At 33.4% G+C, this 19,553-nt stretch carries 22 protein-coding genes; 14 read left to right on the top strand and 8 right to left on the bottom strand.

Going from position 1 to position 19,553, the window contains the following annotated elements; translation table 11 throughout:
- A complete protein-coding gene (cysM, locus tag GR162_RS12695) occupies nt 1-888 on the top strand; it encodes a cysteine synthase CysM (RefSeq protein ID WP_160782479.1) in 888 nt (295 codons plus the stop codon).
- Nucleotides 889-995: 107 nt separating this feature from the next.
- The gene (locus GR162_RS12690) at nt 996-1,982 is read left to right on the top strand and encodes an aldo/keto reductase (protein WP_160782478.1); all 987 of its coding nucleotides are present in this window, start codon (nt 996-998) and stop codon (nt 1,980-1,982) included.
- Nucleotides 1,983-2,043: 61 nt separating this feature from the next.
- Here the strand turns inward: GR162_RS12690 and GR162_RS12685 are convergent, their stop codons facing one another.
- On the bottom strand, nt 2,044-2,919 hold the full coding sequence (locus GR162_RS12685; RefSeq protein ID WP_237421360.1) for a sensor histidine kinase KdpD: 876 nt from the start codon (nt 2,917-2,919) through the stop codon (nt 2,044-2,046).
- A 332-nt stretch (nt 2,920-3,251) separates the two neighbouring features.
- On the opposite strand from GR162_RS12685, the gene rlmD reads away from it, so the two are divergent.
- The 3 genes from rlmD to GR162_RS12670 are packed head-to-tail and all read left to right on the top strand — an operon-like array spanning nt 3,252 to nt 6,022.
- Entirely contained in the window at nt 3,252-4,664 is a 1,413-nt protein-coding gene (gene rlmD / locus GR162_RS12680; RefSeq protein WP_160782476.1) for a 23S rRNA (uracil(1939)-C(5))-methyltransferase RlmD, read from the top strand.
- A gap of 7 nt (nt 4,665-4,671) precedes the next feature.
- Nucleotides 4,672-5,214 (top strand): DUF6452 family protein, encoded by a 543-nt coding sequence (locus tag GR162_RS12675; protein WP_160782475.1) that lies wholly within the window; start codon nt 4,672-4,674, stop codon nt 5,212-5,214.
- On the top strand, nt 5,186-6,022 hold the full coding sequence (locus GR162_RS12670) for a DUF6048 family protein (RefSeq protein WP_160782474.1): 837 nt from the start codon (nt 5,186-5,188) through the stop codon (nt 6,020-6,022). The genes GR162_RS12675 and GR162_RS12670 overlap by 29 nt, the downstream gene beginning before the upstream one ends.
- Nucleotides 6,023-6,171: 149 nt before the next feature.
- On the opposite strand, the gene GR162_RS12665 is transcribed toward GR162_RS12670, so the two are convergent.
- The 3 genes from GR162_RS12665 to GR162_RS12655 form a co-directional block, all read right to left on the bottom strand.
- Nucleotides 6,172-6,864, bottom strand: a complete 693-nt coding sequence (locus GR162_RS12665; RefSeq protein ID WP_160782473.1) for an aspartate/glutamate racemase family protein — start codon at nt 6,862-6,864, stop codon at nt 6,172-6,174.
- A gap of 12 nt (nt 6,865-6,876) precedes the next feature.
- Nucleotides 6,877-7,113, bottom strand: coding sequence for a hypothetical protein (locus GR162_RS12660; protein WP_111366710.1), 237 nt, complete (start codon nt 7,111-7,113; stop codon nt 6,877-6,879).
- A gap of 192 nt (nt 7,114-7,305) precedes the next feature.
- A complete protein-coding gene (locus tag GR162_RS12655) occupies nt 7,306-8,469 on the bottom strand; it encodes a class I SAM-dependent RNA methyltransferase (RefSeq protein ID WP_160782472.1) in 1,164 nt (387 codons plus the stop codon).
- Between the two features lie 135 nt (nt 8,470-8,604).
- Between GR162_RS12655 and GR162_RS12650 the strand changes: the two genes are divergently transcribed.
- Both GR162_RS12650 and GR162_RS12645 read left to right on the top strand, forming a co-directional pair.
- Complete coding sequence (locus tag GR162_RS12650; protein ID WP_160782471.1) at nt 8,605-9,369, top strand: bifunctional 2-polyprenyl-6-hydroxyphenol methylase/3-demethylubiquinol 3-O-methyltransferase UbiG; 765 nt, start codon at nt 8,605-8,607, stop codon at nt 9,367-9,369.
- Between the two features lie 87 nt (nt 9,370-9,456).
- Nucleotides 9,457-10,125, top strand: a complete 669-nt coding sequence (locus GR162_RS12645) for a ZIP family metal transporter (protein ID WP_160782470.1) — start codon at nt 9,457-9,459, stop codon at nt 10,123-10,125.
- A 141-nt stretch (nt 10,126-10,266) separates the two neighbouring features.
- Here GR162_RS12645 and GR162_RS12640 read toward each other — a convergent pair whose 3' ends face one another.
- The 3 genes from GR162_RS12640 to GR162_RS12630 form a co-directional block, all read right to left on the bottom strand.
- Nucleotides 10,267-12,648: a TonB-dependent receptor domain-containing protein gene (locus GR162_RS12640; RefSeq protein WP_160782469.1), complete on the bottom strand. Its 2,382-nt coding sequence runs from the start codon at nt 12,646-12,648 to the stop codon at nt 10,267-10,269.
- 156 nt (nt 12,649-12,804) lie between these two features.
- On the bottom strand, nt 12,805-13,947 hold the full coding sequence (locus GR162_RS12635) for an AraC family transcriptional regulator (RefSeq protein WP_160782468.1): 1,143 nt from the start codon (nt 13,945-13,947) through the stop codon (nt 12,805-12,807).
- A gap of 66 nt (nt 13,948-14,013) precedes the next feature.
- Entirely contained in the window at nt 14,014-15,156 is a 1,143-nt protein-coding gene (locus tag GR162_RS12630; protein ID WP_160782467.1) for an AraC family transcriptional regulator, read from the bottom strand.
- 170 nt (nt 15,157-15,326) lie between these two features.
- On the opposite strand from GR162_RS12630, the gene murQ reads away from it, so the two are divergent.
- The 5 genes from murQ to GR162_RS12605 all read left to right on the top strand — a co-directional run bounded on the left by murQ (nt 15,327) and on the right by GR162_RS12605 (nt 17,556).
- Entirely contained in the window at nt 15,327-16,139 is an 813-nt protein-coding gene (gene murQ, locus GR162_RS12625) for an N-acetylmuramic acid 6-phosphate etherase (protein WP_008462601.1), read from the top strand.
- Between the two features lie 78 nt (nt 16,140-16,217).
- A complete protein-coding gene (locus tag GR162_RS12620; RefSeq protein WP_160782466.1) occupies nt 16,218-16,439 on the top strand; it encodes a DUF6095 family protein in 222 nt (73 codons plus the stop codon).
- A 27-nt stretch (nt 16,440-16,466) separates the two neighbouring features.
- Nucleotides 16,467-16,697 (top strand): hypothetical protein, encoded by a 231-nt coding sequence (locus GR162_RS12615; RefSeq protein ID WP_111424143.1) that lies wholly within the window; start codon nt 16,467-16,469, stop codon nt 16,695-16,697.
- A complete protein-coding gene (locus tag GR162_RS12610; RefSeq protein WP_160782465.1) occupies nt 16,682-16,996 on the top strand; it encodes a type II toxin-antitoxin system RelE/ParE family toxin in 315 nt (104 codons plus the stop codon). The genes GR162_RS12615 and GR162_RS12610 overlap by 16 nt, the downstream gene beginning before the upstream one ends.
- Nucleotides 16,984-17,556 carry a pentapeptide repeat-containing protein gene (locus GR162_RS12605; RefSeq protein WP_160782464.1) on the top strand — a complete coding sequence of 191 codons (573 nt, stop codon included), beginning with the start codon at nt 16,984-16,986 and terminating at the stop codon, nt 17,554-17,556. The genes GR162_RS12610 and GR162_RS12605 overlap by 13 nt, the downstream gene beginning before the upstream one ends.
- Nucleotides 17,557-17,667: 111 nt before the next feature.
- Here GR162_RS12605 and GR162_RS12600 read toward each other — a convergent pair whose 3' ends face one another.
- Nucleotides 17,668-18,471, bottom strand: coding sequence for a DNA alkylation repair protein (locus GR162_RS12600; protein WP_160782463.1), 804 nt, complete (start codon nt 18,469-18,471; stop codon nt 17,668-17,670).
- A 131-nt stretch (nt 18,472-18,602) separates the two neighbouring features.
- On the opposite strand from GR162_RS12600, the gene GR162_RS12595 reads away from it, so the two are divergent.
- Together GR162_RS12595 and GR162_RS12590 are read left to right on the top strand one after the other, a co-directional pair.
- Nucleotides 18,603-18,953: a helix-turn-helix domain-containing protein gene (locus GR162_RS12595; protein WP_160782462.1), complete on the top strand. Its 351-nt coding sequence runs from the start codon at nt 18,603-18,605 to the stop codon at nt 18,951-18,953.
- A gap of 12 nt (nt 18,954-18,965) precedes the next feature.
- Nucleotides 18,966-19,541: a DUF1572 family protein gene (locus tag GR162_RS12590; RefSeq protein ID WP_160782461.1), complete on the top strand. Its 576-nt coding sequence runs from the start codon at nt 18,966-18,968 to the stop codon at nt 19,539-19,541.
- Nucleotides 19,542-19,553 lie beyond the last annotated feature (12 nt).

The following is a 19,553-nucleotide window of genomic DNA, read 5'->3' as shown; positions in this document are numbered from 1 at the left end:
ATGAATTCACATAAATTATTAAACCTCATTGGCAATACTCCGTTGATGGAAACGGTCAATTTGGTTAAGAATAAAAATGTAAAACTTTTACTGAAACTAGAAGGAAATAATCCGGGAGGAAGCGTAAAAGATAGAGCTGCATACAATATGATTGCCGCAGCACTGGAACGTGGCGACATCAAAAAAGGAGATAAATTAATTGAGGCAACCAGCGGAAATACCGGAATAGCTTTGGCTATGATAGCGCAATTATTTGGCATTGAAATCGAGTTGGTTTTACCTGAAGATTCAACCAAAGAGCGAACTCAGACCATGCGTGCTTATGGCGCTACAGTGATTCTTACGCCTGCCAGCGAAGGAATTATAGGATCCAGAGATTATGCAGATAAAAAAGTGGCACAAGGCGGCTATTTGATGCTGAATCAGTTTGCGAATGATGATAACTGGAAAGCACACTACAAAACAACCGGACCAGAAATATGGAATGATACCGACGGAACGGTAACGCATTTTGTTTCTGCTATGGGAACAACTGGAACTATTATCGGAACTTCGACTTATTTGAAAGAAAAGAATCCAAATATTCAAATTATTGGCGCACAGCCTAGCGATGGTTCTCAGATTCCTGGAATCCGTAAATGGCCACAGGAATATCTTCCAAAAATTTTTGATGCTTCTAAAGTAGATACCGTTGTGGATGTAAGCGAAGAAGAAGCGCGCGCCATGACTAAAAGATTAGCTCTGGAAGAAGGTGTTTTTGCAGGAATGAGCAGCGGAGGTTCTGTTGCCGTTGCCTTAAAAATTGCCGAACAATTAGAATCTGGAGTCGTAGTTGCTGTTATTTGCGATCGTGGCGATCGTTATTTGTCTTCGGATTTATTTGATTAATCCTTAAGGTTCAAAGTGGCAAAGGTGCAGAGGTACAAAGTTTTTAAAAAACTTCTCTAAAGAAACCTTTGCCACTTTGAGCCTCTGAACCTTTGAACCTAAAAAAAATGAACTACAGAAAACTAGGAAAAACAAACTTCAATATCTCTGAAATCTCACTTGGCACTTGGCAAGTTGGCGGAAAATGGGGATCAGGTTTTGATGATAAAACGGCTGATGAACTTTTGAATACGGCTATTGACAATGGCGTAAACTTTATTGATACCGCCGATGTTTATGAAAACGGATTAAGCGAAACTGCTGTTGGAAGAGTCGTTCGCTCACGTTCTGAACGTATTTTTGTTGCCACAAAATGCGGGCGCCAGATAAATCCGCATGTTAATGAAGGATATACTCCAAAAGTGCTTCAAAAATTTGTTGAAGACAGCTTAAAAAGAACTGGTTTAGAAACACTCGATTTGATTCAGCTTCACTGCCCGCCTACAGAAGTGTACTATCGTCCAGAAATATTTGAACTTTTTGACCGATTAAAAGATCAGGGGAAAATTCTTAATCTGGGTGTTAGTGTTGAAAAAGTTGAAGAAGCTTTAAAAGCAATTGAATATTCTAATGTAACTACGGTTCAGATTATTTTTAATCTGTTTCGCCAGCGTCCTTCTGAGTTGTTTTTCTCTGAAGCCAAAAAGAAAGACATTGGGATAATTGCGAGAGTGCCACTAGCAAGCGGACTTTTAACAGGTAAATTTGATTCGAAAACCACTTTTGAACCTCAGGACCATCGCAATTTTAATCGTAACGGAGAAGCTTTTGATAAAGGCGAAACTTTCTCTGGAATTGATTATGAATTAGGATTAAAGGCTGTTGAAGAATTAAAAGCTTTATTTCCTGAATCTAAAAATTTAGCCGCTATCGCCCTTCAGTGGATTTTGAGTTTTAATGAAGTCAGTTGCATCATTCCGGGCGCATCAAAAACCGAACATGTTTTGTCAAATTTATCGGTTTATGATACTCCAAAATTAACTTCAGAACAAATTACCTCAATGAATAAAATCTACACCGATCTGATCAAACCTTCGGTTCATCAGCTTTGGTAGCACCTCAAAAGGAATAAAAAGGGTTATTAAGCATTTCAAAACCTTAATAACCCTTTTGTATTTAGACATCAAATTCAATTCTAAACTCTGCGCCTTTATTCTTCCCTTTACTTGATGCGGTCAATTGCCCTTTATTTCTTTCGATGATTTTTTTGCATAAGTAAAGCCCGATTCCCGTAGAACCTTCACTTGCAGTTCCAAGTCGGCTCATTTTGGTGAATTTTTTAAATAATTCTTCAATCTGATTTTTATCAAAACCTATTCCGTGGTCTTTTACCGTTATAATCAATTTTGAATTTTCTAAAAAGATTCTGGCTTTTATTTCACTTTCAAAATAAGAAAATTTAATCGCATTACTGATTAGATTTACCAAAACCTGAATCAAAAGTCCTTCATCTATTTTCAGTTTAGCTTCTGCACAATCTATTGCCAAATCTAGTCTTATATTTTTGTCTAGTAATCGCTGTTCGACTTGTTCATTAATAAAAGGAAGAATATTAGAAAACGAAATAGTCTTGGCTTCTTGATTTACTTTTCCAACATCATCTTGTTCTTTTAGCAGCTTGATGAAATTTTCGATATATCTAAATTGAAGATCAGTTGACTCGCAAATCAATTCGGCCATATTCTTAACCGATTCTGATGGATTTTCGCTTATAATCAATTGAGCCAGACCTTGCGGATTCCCAGCAAAATTTTTCAAATCATGCGAAAGCATATAGATTAAATCCTGTTTTTCGTTGATAAAATTCTCAGCTTCATTAATAGATTCTTGTATGTTGCACAAAAGCAGTCCAGCTTCATCTGTATATTCCGTTGGAAGATCAGACAATTTTCTTGAAGTTCTATAATCATCCAAAGCCTTTGATGCTGTGGCAATGGGCTTTATCAGCTTGTTTAAAACCAAAAGTGTTATTGCCGTTGCCAGCAATGTCATAATCAAAGAAAAAATAAGAATGGAAGTCGATGACACCTCATGTTCAAAAAACAAGACAAAAAATAAAATGCCAATTAAAGGAATATGAATACCTATAAAAGCGACAAATAGGAATTTAAAAGCATAACTTTTTTTAAGAAAGCTGATTTGTGAGAGTTTATGATACAACTTCATAAAAAGACAAGAATAAGCGTAGGTTAATAGCTATTTTTACGGGGTAATTGCTAAAACAAAATTAACTTTTATAGCCAATTAAACTAATATTTTGAATAATTTCTAAATTTTTTCAAAAATTAAATTTGTAAAAGTTTTCAAAGGCTTATTTTTGCGCTATGGGAAGAAAAAATACAGACAAAGTTGTCTTTCATCAAATTCAAGTTCTTGATGCTGGTGCAAAAGGGGTTTCAGTAGCCAAAGCACCTGACGGAAAAGTAATCTTTATTCCGAATGTGGTACCTGGAGATGTTGTAGACGTACAGACATTAAAAAAAAGAAAGGCTTACTACGAAGGTAAAGCTGTAAAATTTCACGAATTATCTGAATATAGAGTAGATCCGATCTGCGAACATTTTGGAGTATGCGGAGGCTGTAAATGGCAAAATATGAAATACAGCCAGCAGCTTGCATTTAAACAAAATGAAGTTAAAAATCACTTACAAAGAATAGGGAAAATTGAGCTTCCAGAATTTGAAGATATTTTAGGTTCTGAGAAACAATTTTTCTATAGAAATAAAATGGAATTTTCTTTTTCTAACAGCCGTTGGCTTACAGAAAAAGAAATTGGAAGCACGGAAGACTTAGGAAATAGAAATGCTTTAGGATTTCATATTCCGAAAATGTGGGATAAAATTCTTGACATCAACAAATGTCATCTACAAGAAGATCCTTCAAATGCCATTCGCAACGAAATCAGGACTTTTGCAAACGAACATAATTTAGCATTTTTTAATCCGAGAGAACATTCTGGATTATTGAGAACTGTGATGATTCGTACTGTCTCTACAGGAGAAATTATGGTTTTAATTCAGTTTTTTGAAGATGACAAAGAAAATAGAGAATTAATTCTTGACCATTTATACGAAAAATTTCCACAGATTACTTCTTTGCAATATGTGGTAAACGGTAAGCAAAATGACACTATTTACGATCAGGATGTTATTCTTTACAAAGGAAGAGATTATATTCTGGAAGAAATGGAAGGTTTAAAATTCAGCATTAATGCAAAATCTTTCTACCAGACTAATTCTGACCAAGCTTACGAATTATACAAAATAACACGTGATTTTGCCGGTCTTACAGGAAACGAAACGGTTTATGATTTATATACAGGAACGGGGACAATTGCTCAATTCGTTTCTAAAAAAGCAAAAAAAGTAATTGGGGTAGAAAGTGTTCCAGAAGCTATCATTGACGCTAAAGCCAATGCAGAACGCAATAATATTACAAATTGCGAGTTTTTTGTTGGTGACATGAAAGTAGTCTTTAACGAAGCTTTTATTGCGCAACACGGTAAACCAGATGTTATTATTACAGACCCGCCTCGCGACGGAATGCATAAAGATGTAGTGGAGCAAATCTTAAAAATAGCACCAAAAAGAGTAGTTTATGTAAGCTGTAATTCTGCAACTCAAGCACGCGACTTAGCTTTAATGGATGAAAAATACAAAGTGACACGTGTGAGACCTGTAGACATGTTTCCGCAGACGCATCATGTTGAAAATGTTGTACTTTTAGAACTTCGATAAAAAATAGATGAAAAAACTAATTTCTCTTTTACTGCTCTTCACTTTTGGCTTATCTAGCTGCGAGAAAGATGATATTTGCGACGCCAACACGCCAACTACGCCAAGATTGGTGATTACATTTTATGATATTGCCAATCCGACAAAAACTAAAAATGTGAGTAACTTAAAAGTTATTGGCGACGGAATGGAACAGGGAATTGTTTTTAATGAAAGTCTCGCGGTTGATGATCCGTTGAGATATGTAACCAGCGGAAGCAGTGTTATGATTCCTTTAAAAGTAAATGACAACACGACAACCTTCAAGTTTATTTATAACGCTTTAAGTGAAACGCCTACAACGATCAATACTGATGTTATAAAATTCAACTATACCACACAAAATGTGTACGTATCTAGAGCTTGCGGATTTAAAACTGTTTTTCAGTTAACAAACGTTGCCCCTTTTGTGCATACTGATCCAGACGGAGACACTTTCTGGATGACCGAAGTTGATTTAGAAAACCCTAACATTGAATTAGAAAATGAAACACACATTAAAGTTTATTTTTAGTCTTTCATTATTGTTTTCAATGTTTTTAGGTTTTGCTCAGGATGTACCTGAAATTTCTAAAAATAAAGACACAATAGTGGCTAAAAACCCTCAAACAGAAAAGACTGTAAAAACGGCAAAACCAGAAATTCAGGAAGCTCCAAAAGATAGCGTTGTAAAAACTGATCGCTACGGACTTCGTGTTGGTGTTGACTTGTACAAACTAACTCGCGGACTTTACGATAAAGATTACAAAGGAATCGAATTTGTAGGAGACTGGCGCTTGACAAAAAAATATTATATAGCCGCAGAATTAGGTTATGAAGATAAAACTACTGAAGATGACCGATTAACGTCTTCGGCTAACGGAACCTATATTAAAGCAGGTTTTGATTATAACTTTTATCAAAACTGGCTGGATATGGAAAACCTGATTACGATAGGAATGCGTGGAGGTTTCAGTACTTTTAGCCAAGAACTGATTAATTACAAAATTTATAATCCGAATCCATATTGGGGCGAATTGCCTCCGGTAACTGAAGGTCAAAAATACAGCGGTCTTACAGCAACTTGGATTGAAGTTGCAATGGGATTAAAAGCACAGGTATTTAGAAACGTATTTGTTGGTTTTGGTGTTCAGCTCAAACTTCTGGCTACAAACAAAGAACCAAATAATTTTGAAAACCTTTATATTCCAGGATTCAACAGAACTTACGATGGAAGTTTTGGAATCGGTTTCAACTATACGGTTTCTTACTTTATTCCGATTTACAAGAAAAAAACAATGGCTTCTGAAACTGCAAAGAAAGAAGAGCCTAAGAAGAAATAGTTTTTTTAAAGTGCTAAGGTTCGGAGATACTGAGATGCTAAGTAAAAAAAAGAGGCAAATTCAATTTCTTGAATTTGCCTCTTTTTTATTTTTACGATACTTACAGAAACCTCAGAACCTTAGCATCTCAATATCTTAACACCTTTTTTTTATAACAATTGAAAATTAATTGCTGCTTGTGTATGTATTAAAGTAGTGTCAAAAATTGGAACATTTAAGTCCCCTTCTTTTATTACCAAGGGAATTTCGGTGCATCCTAGAATGATTCCTTCTGCCCCGTTTTTAATCAATTCATTTGCTATTTCCAAATAACGCTTTTTTGTTTCGTCTGTTGCAAGTCCTCTTCCCAATTCTTCGAAAATAGTGTAATGGATAAAATCCTTCACTTCTTCGCTCTCCGGAATAATCGTTACAATTCCTTTTTCAGCAAGCTTATCTTTAAAGAAATCTAATTCCATTGTGAATTTGGTTCCTAGCAGACCTACTTTTTTCAACTGTTTTTTCTCGATTTCAATTGCTGTTTCTTCTGCAATATGAATAAGAGGAATATCAATTGCCTGTTGCAATCTATCAGCAATGAGATGCATGGTATTGGCGCATAAAAGAATCGCTTCTGCCCCGCCCGATTTTAAAACTTCTGCTGCTTTCAAAAGCATATTAAAAGTCGAATCCCAATCGTTGGCATCATTATTCTTTTTAATATCGGCATAATTAAAAGAGTAAATCAAGCACTCGGAGAAATTTAGTCCGCCGAGTTTTTCATTAATTCCTTTATTAATCAAGGTATAATAATCAGATGTAGAAACCCAGCTGATCCCGCCAATAAGCCCAATTTTCCTCATATATTTGTTAGATTATTCAATTTCTTTGATTCCTTTGATAAAAAGCCATTTCATAAAAAGCTTTTCGCCATCTTTAGTTCTTACCGCTTGAAATTTAGGCCCAATAATAGTTCCAATTACAAACGCCGTCATTGGAATCCAAATTCCGGTTAATCCTGTGTAAGCGGCAATCAAATATCTAAATGCTAGAAATAGGATTGCAAAAGCTGCTAATTGATATAAAAAAGCTCTTAGTTGTAGTTTTGACATTTTTTTATTTTTAAGGTTCAAAGTTGCAAAGGCTCGGAGGGGCAAAGTTTTTTCACTTTGCGGTTTTTAAAGCTTTGTTATTTTAACGGATAATAAATTATATTTTTAGTACTCTTTTTTCAGATTAAAGTTTCGGTTTTCTAAACGACAAAGGATTTCACTTTGTCCCTTTGAACCTTTGTTACTTTGCACCTATTCAGAAACCTGAAATTTCGTTCTCTTACTTCCTTCGTACATTTCATATTTCACCAAACGTGCTTCAAGACTTCCGTTGAAAAGTTTGATTTTTCTTGACGGTTTTAATCCGACAAATTTCAAAGCTTCAAGGTTTGCTGTGATAAACCAGGCGTTTGTTCCAGGATAATTCTTCTTCAAAGTGTCCCCAATATTAGCGTAGAATCTTTCCATGTGAATATCTAAACGCTCATCATAAGGCGGATTAAAAACAATATGAAGTTTTCCTTCGGTTTCCTTTTCCGTGTCAAAGAAATTTTCTTCGTAAACTTTAATATAATCTTCTAAATTGGCATTTCTGATGTTGTCTTTCGCTTTGCTAACGGCACTTGGCGCTTTATCAAAACCTTTAATTGTATAATGAAACTCTCTTGTTTTTTTCATTAAACTATCCACAATTGTGTCGAACAAATCGTTATCCCAATCCTTCCATTTTTCGAAAGCAAATTCTTTTCTGTTGATGTTTGCTGGAATGTTGCAGGCAATCATTGCCGCTTCTGCCAAGAAAGTTCCAGAACCGCACATTGGATCTAGAAAATGGCTTTGCCCTTCCCATCCAGACAATAAAAGAATTCCAGCTGCTAAAACTTCATTAATTGGAGCAATATTAGTAGCCGTTCTATAACCGCGCTGATGAAGCGAAGCTCCAGAAGTATCTAAAGCTACAGAAACCTGGTCTTTATCGATATGAATATTAATACGTAAATCTGGATATTGCTTGTCTATACTTGGTCTTTGCCCAGTTCTTTCTCTAAACTGATCTACAATTGCGTCTTTGCATTTCTGAGAAACAAATTCAGAATGATTGAAATAAGTAGAATGCACAGTGGTATCGATTACAAAAGTCTGGTTCGCATTTAAATATTTTGACCAATTTAAACCCGAAATACCTTTGTACAAAGCCTGCTCATTGTTTGCTCTAAAAGAATAAATTGGTTTTAAGACTTTAAGAGCCGTGCGCAAAGACAAATTGGCTTTGTACATAAAACCTTTATCTCCTTTAAAGCTTACCATTCTTACTCCTTTTTCAACATCCTGAGCGCCAAGTGTTCGTAATTCTTTTTCTAATATTTCTTCAAAGCCAAAAAAACATTTGGCAATCATTTTAAAATTTTCTTCCATTTTTTTTCAATTAAAAAAAGCCAATCGCCATAACATTTTATTATACTGGTATAAACACGTATCGGAGCGAAATAGTTATTTTTCGGCAAAAATACACTAAATTTGCCGGACTTTGAATTAATTGAAATAGAATAAATGTCTCAAGAACATAACGCATCAATCCCGAATCAAGAAGACGACAATCAAAACTGGTATTCTTCATGGTTTGACACGCCATATTATCATATTCTTTATAAGGATCGTAATTATCGTGAAGCTCAGGTTTTCATGGACAATTTAACGCATTACCTTAACTTGCCCGAGAAAGCAAAAGTATTGGATCTAGCGTGCGGAAAAGGCCGTCATTCTATTTATTTAAATCAACTTGGCTATGATGTCTTAGGAGCCGATTTGTCTGAAAACAGTATTGCCGAAGCCAGCAAAAACAGTAACGAAACACTGCATTTTAAAGTACACGATATGCGCGAACCTTTTGAAGAAAAGTTCGACGCTATTTTTAACCTTTTCACCAGTTTTGGCTATTTTGAAAGCGACGATGATAATCTAACAACCTTAAAGGCAATTAAAGAAAGCCTATCTGAATATGGTTTTGCTGTTATCGATTTCATGAACGTGGCAAATGTTATTGAAAACCTTGTGCCTGAAGAAGTAAAAACGGTTGACGAAATAGATTTTCATATCAAAAGATATGTTGAAGACGGACATATTTTCAAAGAAATTGATTTTGAAGACAAAGGCAGAAAATATCATTTTACAGAAAAAGTAAAAGCACTAACTTTGAAAGACTTTCAGGATTTGATGGACGAAGCTGGAATTTTCCTTCTGGACATTTTTGGTGACTATAAGCTCAAAAAATTCCATAAAACTGAAAGCGAAAGATTAATCATGATTTTTAAATAAATTGGTTAATCATTTAATTGTTTAACCGTTTAATCGGCAAAGAAAACAATTAAACGATTAAACGAATCAACGGTTAAACAAATATAAATGAACTATTTATTACCCTTATTTTCTGTACTTTTAGGATATAGCGCGGCTTTGTTTATAAAACCCGAAAACAAAACCAATTTAAAATTGCTGCTGGCTTTTAGCGGTTCTTTTTTATTGTCATTGACCGTAATGCACCTTCTTCCTGAAGTTTACGAATCGCATAATCATAATATCGGAATCTTTATAATGGTCGGAATTTTATTCCAGATCGTACTCGAATTTTTCTCAAAAGGAGCAGAACACGGACACGTTCACGGACATGCAAAAATGTCTCAAATTCCGTGGCTGTTGTTCATCAGTTTATGTATTCATGCCTTTTTAGAAGGTTTTCCAGTAAGCCATCACCACGGTTTGGCTGTCGGAATTGCCATTCATCATTTGCCAATTGCGGTTATCCTTACAACATTTTTCATTAATGCCGATTTAAATAAAAAAGCCATTTTTGCATTCATGGTGACCTTTGCCATCATGACACCGCTGGGAACTGTAGCATCTGAATATTTACCTTTTTTGAGTAAATATTATACCGAAATAACAGCAATTGTAATTGGTATTTTATTCCACATCTCTTCAACTATTATTTTTGAAAGCAGCGAAGGACACAAATTCAATGTTGCTAAAGTTTCTATGATTGTTCTCGGAATTCTATTGGCATTCTTTTTATAATTAAACATAATAAACAGACTTTAAAATATCCTAACAGGTTTCCAAAACCTGTTAGGTATAATATTTATTTCTAGATTTTAAATTGATAATAGAAAGTTAATCCCTAACAGGTTTTGAAACCTGTTAGGAGAATTATCTAATTTAATTGCCAGTTCTCTTTCTTTCGTCTTGATTTCCAAAATTGTGTTCCTTGACGTTAATTTTTTTATTTCCAAAGTTATATACAACTGAAAGACGAACAAATCGGTTACTTTCATTCTGGCTGTACACCTGTTTCACGCCATTCACAACCGAAGTGAAATCTTTTAAATAAGAAGTATTAAAAATATCATTGGCTAAAAAGGCAATTTGAAGCGTTTTATTCAACAAATTTTGTTTGAAACCAATATCAAAACTTGAAACATAACCAACCTCATACAAACCGCTTTTAAAAGGTGAACTATAATTGAAATCAATTTGAAGTTTCGTGTTTTTCCCTAAAACAAATGTATTATTTGTCGTGAAATCAATCTGTAAACTACTTGATGGCGTTGCATTTAAGCCGTTTATAAACTTCGTTTCAGACCCCAAAAAGTACAATGTATTTTCGCTTTGCCACCAGTCTGCAAAAGTTGCCGAATAAGTTTCGCCAACACCGTAATTCAAACCATTATAATAATTCTCACGCGTTACGATTTGCGTATTTGTTTCTGGGTTTGAGGTAAAAACAATTCCATATCCGTTTGTAATGGCATTTACAAAAACACTTGTTCTTAAAACTTCTTTATAAGAATGCGACAATTCAAAATTATCACTAAATGAAGGCTTTAAAAACGGATTTCCCTCAGAATAACTGTTACTATTAATATAAACCCTAAAAGGATTCAGCAAATCAAAACGAGGTCTATTGATTCTTTTCCCATAATTGAAACTAAAACTATTATTCTCGTTTTTCTTGTACGAAGCATAAAAAGTCGGAAACAGCTTCAAATAATTATTTACATTTTCCTGATTCATCGTTTCGGAAAACCCGTTAGTCTGGGTATTTTCAAGTCGCAAACCCATTTGAAGATTCCACTTCTCGTTTATTTTTTTATCTCCGTTAATGTAAACCGCCTGATTATTTTCAGTGTATTTAAATCGATTTGATTGACTCGGATCTAATTCTGGAGTTCCTGTAGCAGTATTGTAAAAAACAACATCGCTTATGCTATTGGTAAAACTCATTTTTGCTCCATAAGATAAATTAAATGATGGCAAAGGATGCTCCATATCTGCCTTAAAACTCCAATTATCAATGTCTTGGTTAGAAATATTTCTTCCTGCTTGATTAAGGTTGATAAATTCCATATCTGGCGTATAATCATTAGCAATAAAACCACGATCAAATTTTGAATTGTAATTAAAATAATCTGCATCAAAAGACAATTTTCGGTTTAGCGAATCTAGTTTTGTAATGAAATGCGCATTATAAGTCTGATTTTTAGAACCCTTATCTGTAAAACTTTTATTTAATGTCACATGCTGCAATTCGTTTTGCGTGTTATACTTTTCAATTCTTATATCTGAACCAAAATCTGGATTATTTCTATCATTCATAAACTGAAAGCCAACAGAGGTGCGAGGTGATAAATCATAATCTAGAGCCAATTTTCCTGAAAAATTCTCGTTTTTAACTTTTGTATCAGCTCTCATTGTTGAAAGTCCATCAGGAAAATACATGTCCAAATTCTCTGTAGAATTTTTATAACCCGTTTTTCCATTTACACTTGCCGAAACTCTAAAGTTATTTTTACTGTAGAAAAAATTATCTCTCAAAGTATAGATCCCGTATTTATTCTGATCATAAGAAACTGTCGTCGAATTTTTCCACGAATCACGAACGCCTTTTTTCATGATAATATTTATCAATCCTCCAACCCCATCGGCTTCATATTTTGCTGGCGGATTGCTTATAATTTCAATATTCTTAATGTCTGCAGCAGAAATCGATTTCAAGAAATTATTCAATTCCTCCCCAGTCAATTCAATCAAACGCCCGTCTATCATCACGCGCGAAGTTCCTTTTCCTAAAATGGTAATTGCATCATTTTTCACTACAACTCCAGGCGCTGTATTAATGGCTACTAAAGCATCGCCGCCAGTTGTTGTAACATTGTTTTCGAGGTTATAAACTAAGCGATCTGCTTTCTGTTCGATGGTTTTCTTTTTAGACTGAACCACAACTTCAACTAATTTGGTTTCATTTTCTTTGACAATAATAGTTCCTAAATCGGCATTTTTTTCGAGCAAAATTTCTTTTTCATAGTTAGTAAATCCTAAAAGATTGATTTCTATTTTATAAAAGCCGTTTTTAAGATTTATTTCAAAAGAACCGTCTTCTTTAGTTGTAGTTCCATCAATAATTTTTCCCTCTTTATTTACTATTGAAATTTCTGCCCATTCTAAAGCTTTTGTTTCACTGGCTACTTTTCCTTTTAATGTTGATTGTGCCAAACAAAGTAAAGGCAATAGTAAAAAGATTAGGAGATTTAATTTTTTCATGATTTCTAATTTTAACTTGTTCGATTAATTTGAAGCAAAGTTGCCATAGAAAATTTCCCTGTGCGACCGATAAAAAAAAGTCGAACCATTTTCTCAAATAGAAATTGGTTCGACCTTTTTTTGCAATGCGTTCGACTTTTTACAAAGCCTTTATTTTCAACTATTTCTATACGCTGTCGGTGTTAAATTTGTGTATTTTTTGAATGAAGTATTAAAAGATGATTTTGAATTAAATCCCACTTCGTACAAAATTTCTAAAACCGTTAGATCTTTTTTGGAAGGATTTTTAAGAATTTCCATCGCTTTTTGAATGCGATATTCATTCACAAAATCAAAAAAATGCTGATCCATATGCTGATTAATCAAAACAGATAAATCTCGAACCGGAATTTCAATTTGATTAGAAAGTTCCTGAATTGTAAGCGACGGATCAAGAAAGGGTTCTTTTTCTGTCATATAGTGTCTCAATGCCAAAATCTGGTTTGCAATCACTTCGTTTTGGCTGTCTTTTGCATCAGTACTTTCATTATTTTTTTTAGGAAGAATATCTCTTGCCAATAACAATTTAGAATCGATGCCTCTAAAAAGTTCAGGATAATTCAGCGCTTTTAAAACAAACCAACAAGTGATCGTCAAAACCCAAAACTGCAATATGGTGTTAGACCACCATAAGAAATCAATAGCAGCATATCGCAATATATTTTTGGCTATTGATAGGTAATACAAAACAAAAAGTGCCATAGAGATCTGAAACAACCATTTAAAAATAGAAGTTCTCGGATTCGTATAATTTTCCTGAAATATTTCTCTGTACTTTTTCAAAACCAAAAAGACGCCTATACTATAAACAACTATTTGCAAACCTAGAACAAGAAACAAATAAAACATTTCTGGCGATTGGTCACGATGGTCATAAAAAAGTCTTTTGTTAGCTTCATTTAAAAGATAGAGTCTAAACAAGAAAACCACATTTGTTAGAACAAACGGAATTAAATGCAACAAATGTTTTGAACGCAACCTAAAATCAGCAAAACAAACCGATACGACATAAAGATAGAAAGCTGGCAGTACTAACGTACAAATAGTCCATCTAAAAAATTCGAAATTAAAATGGTATCTAATGAAGTTCTCATCGATAAAAATACCGCTATTATCAATGGCAAAAAATATCAAATAGCAAGCAAATAGCCTATTGGCAAGTTTATTTTTTGTTTGCACAGTGAGTAAAAAGAAGGCCAGCAATAAGGAAACAAAAACTGATATTCCGGCCATACCATTTAAAAAAGTGACTATATTCATTACTTTTTTGATTATTTAACAAATATAATATTTTAGTTCTTAAACATAAATTGATTAGAAGCTAGATCAATTTACAATAGCGTTCCGATAAGCTGTAGGCGTAAGATTTGTATGTTTTTTAAAAGAAGTATTAAATGAAGATTTCGAATTAAAACCTACTTCATACAATATTTCTAGAACCGTAAGCTGGTTTTTCGATTGATCTTTGAGAATATGCATTGCTTTTTGAATGCGATATTCATTCACAAAATCAAAAAAATGCTGGTTCATATGATGATTAATCAAAACAGATAAATCTCGAACAGGCATATTAATTTGATTGGCCAGTTCCTGAATCGTAAGCGACGGATCAAGAAACGGCTCTTTTTCTGCCATATATTGTTTTAATGTCGCTATCTGGGTTTTAATCAGATCGTTTTGCTCACTGCTAGTTTCTGTTTTTTCTTCAACCTCAGGGAGAATATCTTTGGTCAGTTTTAATTTAGAATTTACTCCTCTAAAAAGCTCTGGATGTTTTAAAGCTTTCATTATAAACCAACAAGTTATAAATAAAGCAATAGTTCCAACAAGTACGTTTGCCCATAAAAAAACTTCTCTAAAACCGCTATATCGAAGTACATTTTTTAATGCGACAATAGAATGCGCAACTAGAAATACGCAAGTCATTTGAAAAAGCCATTTATAAGTCGAAATACCTGTATTGGCATAATTCTCCAAATAAATTTCTTTATACTTCTTCAAAATCAGAAAAACGCTTACGATATAAAAACCATACTGCAATTCGATTAAAATCTGAATAAAATAGATTTCAGACATGTCATTTAATGGGCCAATGAAACTTCCATTTACAATACTTAAATATATTCTAGGCATAAAAATTAAATTGACTATCACAAAAGGAAGCAGATGAATTAAATGCTTCCATTTCAATCGAAAATCTGAATAACAAACAGCTAATACGTAAAGATAAAACGACGGCATTCCTAACAGACAAAATGTTGCTCTGAAAATTTCTAGATTTCTGTGATCTTCTGTATACAAGTACATAAAAAAACCGCTAAGATCTATAGCCGAAAAAATAAAAAACAAAGCAAAAATGCGGTTTGCTAGCTTATTTTCTGTTTTAACAGTCAGCAGAAAAAAGGCCATTAATAAGGAAACAAAAACAGAAATTCGAGCAATTCCCTGTAGTAAATCTAATTTGTCCATTTATCTTTTATGAATATTAAACAAATATAATATTTTAGTTTATGTAACAAAGCCTTATTAAAACCGTCTTTATGCAGAAAAATAGAAGAAAAAAATTGATTTTAAATCTCTGAGACTTTGCAAGATTGAGATAAAATATATTAATTTTGACGAGTCTAAATAACGATAAAATGACATTTACGAAAACTACTGAACAAGCATCGAAATATGAACATTTAGAGAAAATGTCTGTTCATGAATTGTTATCTAATATTAACCAAGAAGACAAAACTGTGCCTTATGCAGTAGAAAAAGCTTTGCCACAAATTGAAGCTTTGATTCCACAAATTGTGGAGAAATTAAAACTCGGTGGCAGATTGTTTTATATTGGCGCAGGAACTTCTGGCCGTCTAGGTGTTGTCGATGCTTCAGAATGTCCGCCAACCTTTGGCGTTCCATTTGATTTAGTAAATGGCATTATTGCTGGCGGTGATACAGCCATAAGACGTGCTGTAGAAAACGCCGAAGACAGTACAACAAATGCTTGGATCGATCTTCAAAATCATAATATCAATTCAAACGATGTGGTTATTGGAATTGCTGCTTCTGGAACGACTCCTTATGTAATTAGCGGTTTAGAATCTTGTAATAAAAACAATATTGTAACGGGATGTATTACTTGTAATGCAGGAAGTCCACTGGCTTTAACAGCACAATTTCCTATTGAAGTTGTTGTTGGCCCGGAATTCGTTACGGGAAGCTCTAGAATGAAAGCTGGAACTGCACAGAAATTGGTTTTAAATATGATTTCTACCGCATCTATGATTCAGCTTGGAAAAGTGAGAGGAAACAAAATGGTTGACATGCAATTAAGCAATATCAAATTGGTTGATCGAGGCGTTAAGATGATTATGGACGAGATTTCGGTTTCGTATGATGAAGCTTCTGAATTATTGAAAAAATACGGCAGTGTGAGAAATGCTGTTGATAATTATAAAAAGTAAAAAGTTTTCGGTAAAATGTGAAATGTTTTAAACTATAACTTGAAACTTGAAACAAAAGAAAACTTGAAACAAAAAAAAATGGCAACAAATAAAGAATTACTAAAAAAAGGAGTAAAATATTTAACAGGCGCTCTGCCTTTAATGTTTCTTGGGCCAACATTGATTTACAATGCTTTTCAAAATCAACACACCAACTGGCATTATCTTGTTTTAGGAATCGGAATTGTGGCTTGTCTTTCTTCTATGCTTTTGATCTTTTTGGGATTGAAAATTATTATGAAAGGTATATTTAATGACTAATTTGTATCTTTACTAAAATTCTTTGTTATGGATATACAAGCAGAAATAAACTGGATTCATCAAGAAATTGATAAAGTAAAAGACCCCTCTTTTGTAGAAAAATTAAAACACCTCTTACAATCAATAAATAATACCGCAATTGATTCGGATGCAGCTTATAATTTAGATATTGAAAATGCCTTAGACGATATTAAAAAAGGTAATTTTTATACTGAAGATGAAGCTAAAGAAATTGCAAAAAAATGGGGAAGAAAATAATTTGGACAAACAATGCTTTGAGCCAATTAGAGGACATTCATTTTTACATTTTCTTTGAAAGTAAATCACTTACGATTGCTGATAAAGTAGTTAATACTATTTTTGAAAGTACCGAAATACTGAAAACACAACCTGAAATTTATAAACTTGACAAACAAAAAGCCAACAATGATGGTAGTTTTAGAGTTTATTCTGTTTACGATTATGCTATTTCTTATCAAATAACAAAAGAGAACATCTATATACTTCGAGTGCGTCACAATGCGCAAAAACCTAAAAAACATTCATGGAAAGTCTAATTCACATTCAGAAAACATTTGAGAAAGTTGTTTATATCGATAAGAAAATAAACAATCGCGAGTTTGAAGATTGTGTGTTTAAAAACTGTGATTTTTCCAACAGCAATTTCAATTCTAATACTTTTTTGGACTGCGAATTTATTGACTGCAATTTGTCTATGACCAGCTTGACAGGAACGAGTTTAAAAAATGTCACTTTCAAAAACTGCAAACTTCTCGGAATCGCTTTTAACGAATGTGATGATTTTTTATTTCAGGTATATTTTGAAGATTGTGTTTTGGATTATGCGCTTTTTTCTAATAAAAAAATGCCAAAAACCAAATTCACCAATTCTTCTGTACGCGAAGTCACCTTCATCGGAACTAATTTAACGAATTCTGTTTTTGACAATTGCAATCTTGACGGCGCTATTTTTAACGAAACGCAATTGGCGGGAGTCAATTTTAAAACAGCTTACAATTATAAAATTGATCCCGAGTTTAATCCGATGAAAAAAGCGCAATTTTCTACAGAAGGAATTGTTGGATTATTGGATAAATATGACATTAAAATTGTATAGTTTTTTTAGCCACGAATAACACGAATTTCCACAAATTAATATTTCAATTATTTTCTGTTGAAGCATAAAAATTTGTGAAAATTCGTGTTATTCGTAGCAAAGACAAAAAACCTACTTTTCAATTGTTCTCAAAGCTTTTTTAATAATATAAAGCGTTTTTTTTGTGGGACTATCTTTTTTCCATTTTTTACATAAATCTTTTACAAAATCTGGTCTTGTTTTACTGGCATCATTCAGCCAATTTCCAACACTGTCCTGAACATATTTTGAAGGATCACTTTTTAAAGAATCGATAATCTTTAAAGCCAATTCCGGTTCTTGTTTAAGTTTTTGGATATGCTCGCACCAAACTCCTCTTGGTCTAGTCGCTTCGGTCGCAAAACGTCTTATATTCTCATCTTCACTAAAAGTCCATTCCAATAAAATTTCAAGGCTTTCTTCTAAATTGTTTATAATATTGGATCGAATTGCTAACCATGAAATTTCTCTGACACCAAAATGCTTATCGGCAGATAGAAACTCTATTTTATTTAAAATTTCTTTAATTTTAAGCTCTTGATTTTTTCCAATTGTATAAGCAGACCAGCATCGCACCACATCTGATTTGTGTCTCGCCATTATTGAAAGTATATCAGAATCATTATTAAGAATTGATTCTGTAAGCATTCCTGTCCCAATTGCTTCATTTACGGTGTTGACTGTCTGCTTTTTCAAATTTCTGATGTCTGTCAAAATAGGCTCCAAATATTGAATTCGGTCACTTTCTTTCAATAAATTCTCTAAAAGCTTAGTTTGATTTACAGCAAGCCATTCTACCAGATTAGCAGTTTCAATTTCTCCTTTATTGAGCTGTTCTAAAACAGAAGCAGGAATATCTTTTACCGATCTAGCTCCTTTACGTTTTATATCTTCCATAATTTTTTACTTTGATACACTCGATCGTTTATTATGCTTAAAATTTTGATTATTTTTGTAAAGATCGGAAAGCCTAATAACACTGGCAATACCGCATATTTTTATCCCATAGTGATATAAAAGTCAATTTTATGCAAACAAAGGAACGAAACCCCGAAAATAAAATTTGTCCACTAGAAATTGCTGTGAATTCTATTAGCGGAAAATGGAAAATTCCGATTGTCTGGCAGATAAATGATGGTAAAAAAAGACCTAGCGAATTTTTGCGTGGGATTGCAAAGGTGGACCGACGTGTTTTAAATCAGCAACTAAATGAAATGGTTGAAGATGGTATATTGATAAAACATTCGTTTAACGAACTTCCTCCGCGAGTCGAATACACTTTGACCGAAACAGGAAAGCAATTAGTTGAGATTCTTTGGAAACTAAACGACTGGGGAAAAATATTAATTCAGGAAAACAAAATTGAACTTCAATCTTAAAATAATCAGATTATGAATGCAGATCAATCTTACCTAGAAAGTGTCAAAAAGCAATTTTTGTACTATAAAATGCTTGGCGAAAAAGCAATGGATCAGCTTGAACCAGAAAAGCTTTTCGTTTCTTTTAATGAAGACACCAACAGCATTGCAACTATCATAAAACACATTTCAGGCAATATGCTTTCTCGCTGGACCGATTTTCTAACTTCTGATGGCGAAAAGGAATGGCGAAACCGCGATTCCGAATTTGAAAACGATTTACAATCTAAAGAAGAAGTTCTGGAAGTTTGGAAGAAAGGTTGGAACTGTCTAGAGAATGCTTTAGAAAGCTTAAAACCCGAACAGCTTTCAGATATCATTTACATCAGAAATGAAGGCCATACGGTTATTGAAGCCATCAATCGTCAATTGGCACATTATCCTTATCATGTTGGGCAAATTGTTTTTTATGCCAAACAATTGAAAAACAGCGAATGGAATAGCTTGTCAATTCCGAAGAACAAATCAGGAAATTATAATGCTGAAAAGTTTGCCAAAGAAAAAGAAATCAAGAACTTTACCGATGATGAATTAAAGAGATTGAAATAACCTATCTTACTA

This window comes from Flavobacterium sp. HBTb2-11-1 (assembly GCF_009826975.1).
GTDB lineage: Bacteria > Bacteroidota > Bacteroidia > Flavobacteriales > Flavobacteriaceae > Flavobacterium.
Note: the sequence above shows the minus strand (reverse complement) of the source record. Positions and strands in the feature narration are given on the sequence as shown.

Bases quoted from the DNA above. Each gene is read 5' to 3' on its own strand.
- GR162_RS12660 (WP_111366710.1), bottom strand. From the start codon at position 7,113: ATGTCAAAACTACAACTAAGAGCTTTTTTATATCAATTAGCAGCTTTT.
- GR162_RS12590 (WP_160782461.1), top strand. From the start codon at position 18,966: ATGAATGCAGATCAATCTTACCTAGAAAGTGTCAAAAAGCAATTTTTG.
- GR162_RS12645 (WP_160782470.1), top strand. From the start codon at position 9,457: ATGAACTATTTATTACCCTTATTTTCTGTACTTTTAGGATATAGCGCG.
- GR162_RS12685 (WP_237421360.1), bottom strand. From the start codon at position 2,919: ATGACATTGCTGGCAACGGCAATAACACTTTTGGTTTTAAACAAGCTG.
- GR162_RS12630 (WP_160782467.1), bottom strand. From the start codon at position 15,156: ATGGACAAATTAGATTTACTACAGGGAATTGCTCGAATTTCTGTTTTT.
- GR162_RS12650 (WP_160782471.1), top strand. From the start codon at position 8,605: ATGTCTCAAGAACATAACGCATCAATCCCGAATCAAGAAGACGACAAT.
- GR162_RS12690 (WP_160782478.1), top strand. From the start codon at position 996: ATGAACTACAGAAAACTAGGAAAAACAAACTTCAATATCTCTGAAATC.
- GR162_RS12615 (WP_111424143.1), top strand. From the start codon at position 16,467: ATGGATATACAAGCAGAAATAAACTGGATTCATCAAGAAATTGATAAA.
- murQ (WP_008462601.1), top strand. From the start codon at position 15,327: ATGACATTTACGAAAACTACTGAACAAGCATCGAAATATGAACATTTA.
- GR162_RS12595 (WP_160782462.1), top strand. From the start codon at position 18,603: ATGCAAACAAAGGAACGAAACCCCGAAAATAAAATTTGTCCACTAGAA.
- cysM (WP_160782479.1), top strand. From the start codon at position 1: ATGAATTCACATAAATTATTAAACCTCATTGGCAATACTCCGTTGATG.
- GR162_RS12665 (WP_160782473.1), bottom strand. From the start codon at position 6,864: ATGAGGAAAATTGGGCTTATTGGCGGGATCAGCTGGGTTTCTACATCT.
- rlmD (WP_160782476.1), top strand. From the start codon at position 3,252: ATGGGAAGAAAAAATACAGACAAAGTTGTCTTTCATCAAATTCAAGTT.
- GR162_RS12620 (WP_160782466.1), top strand. From the start codon at position 16,218: ATGGCAACAAATAAAGAATTACTAAAAAAAGGAGTAAAATATTTAACA.
- GR162_RS12605 (WP_160782464.1), top strand. From the start codon at position 16,984: ATGGAAAGTCTAATTCACATTCAGAAAACATTTGAGAAAGTTGTTTAT.
- GR162_RS12670 (WP_160782474.1), top strand. From the start codon at position 5,186: ATGAAACACACATTAAAGTTTATTTTTAGTCTTTCATTATTGTTTTCA.
- GR162_RS12600 (WP_160782463.1), bottom strand. From the start codon at position 18,471: ATGGAAGATATAAAACGTAAAGGAGCTAGATCGGTAAAAGATATTCCT.
- GR162_RS12640 (WP_160782469.1), bottom strand. From the start codon at position 12,648: ATGAAAAAATTAAATCTCCTAATCTTTTTACTATTGCCTTTACTTTGT.
- GR162_RS12675 (WP_160782475.1), top strand. From the start codon at position 4,672: ATGAAAAAACTAATTTCTCTTTTACTGCTCTTCACTTTTGGCTTATCT.
- GR162_RS12635 (WP_160782468.1), bottom strand. From the start codon at position 13,947: ATGAATATAGTCACTTTTTTAAATGGTATGGCCGGAATATCAGTTTTT.
- GR162_RS12655 (WP_160782472.1), bottom strand. From the start codon at position 8,469: ATGGAAGAAAATTTTAAAATGATTGCCAAATGTTTTTTTGGCTTTGAA.
- GR162_RS12610 (WP_160782465.1), top strand. From the start codon at position 16,682: ATGGGGAAGAAAATAATTTGGACAAACAATGCTTTGAGCCAATTAGAG.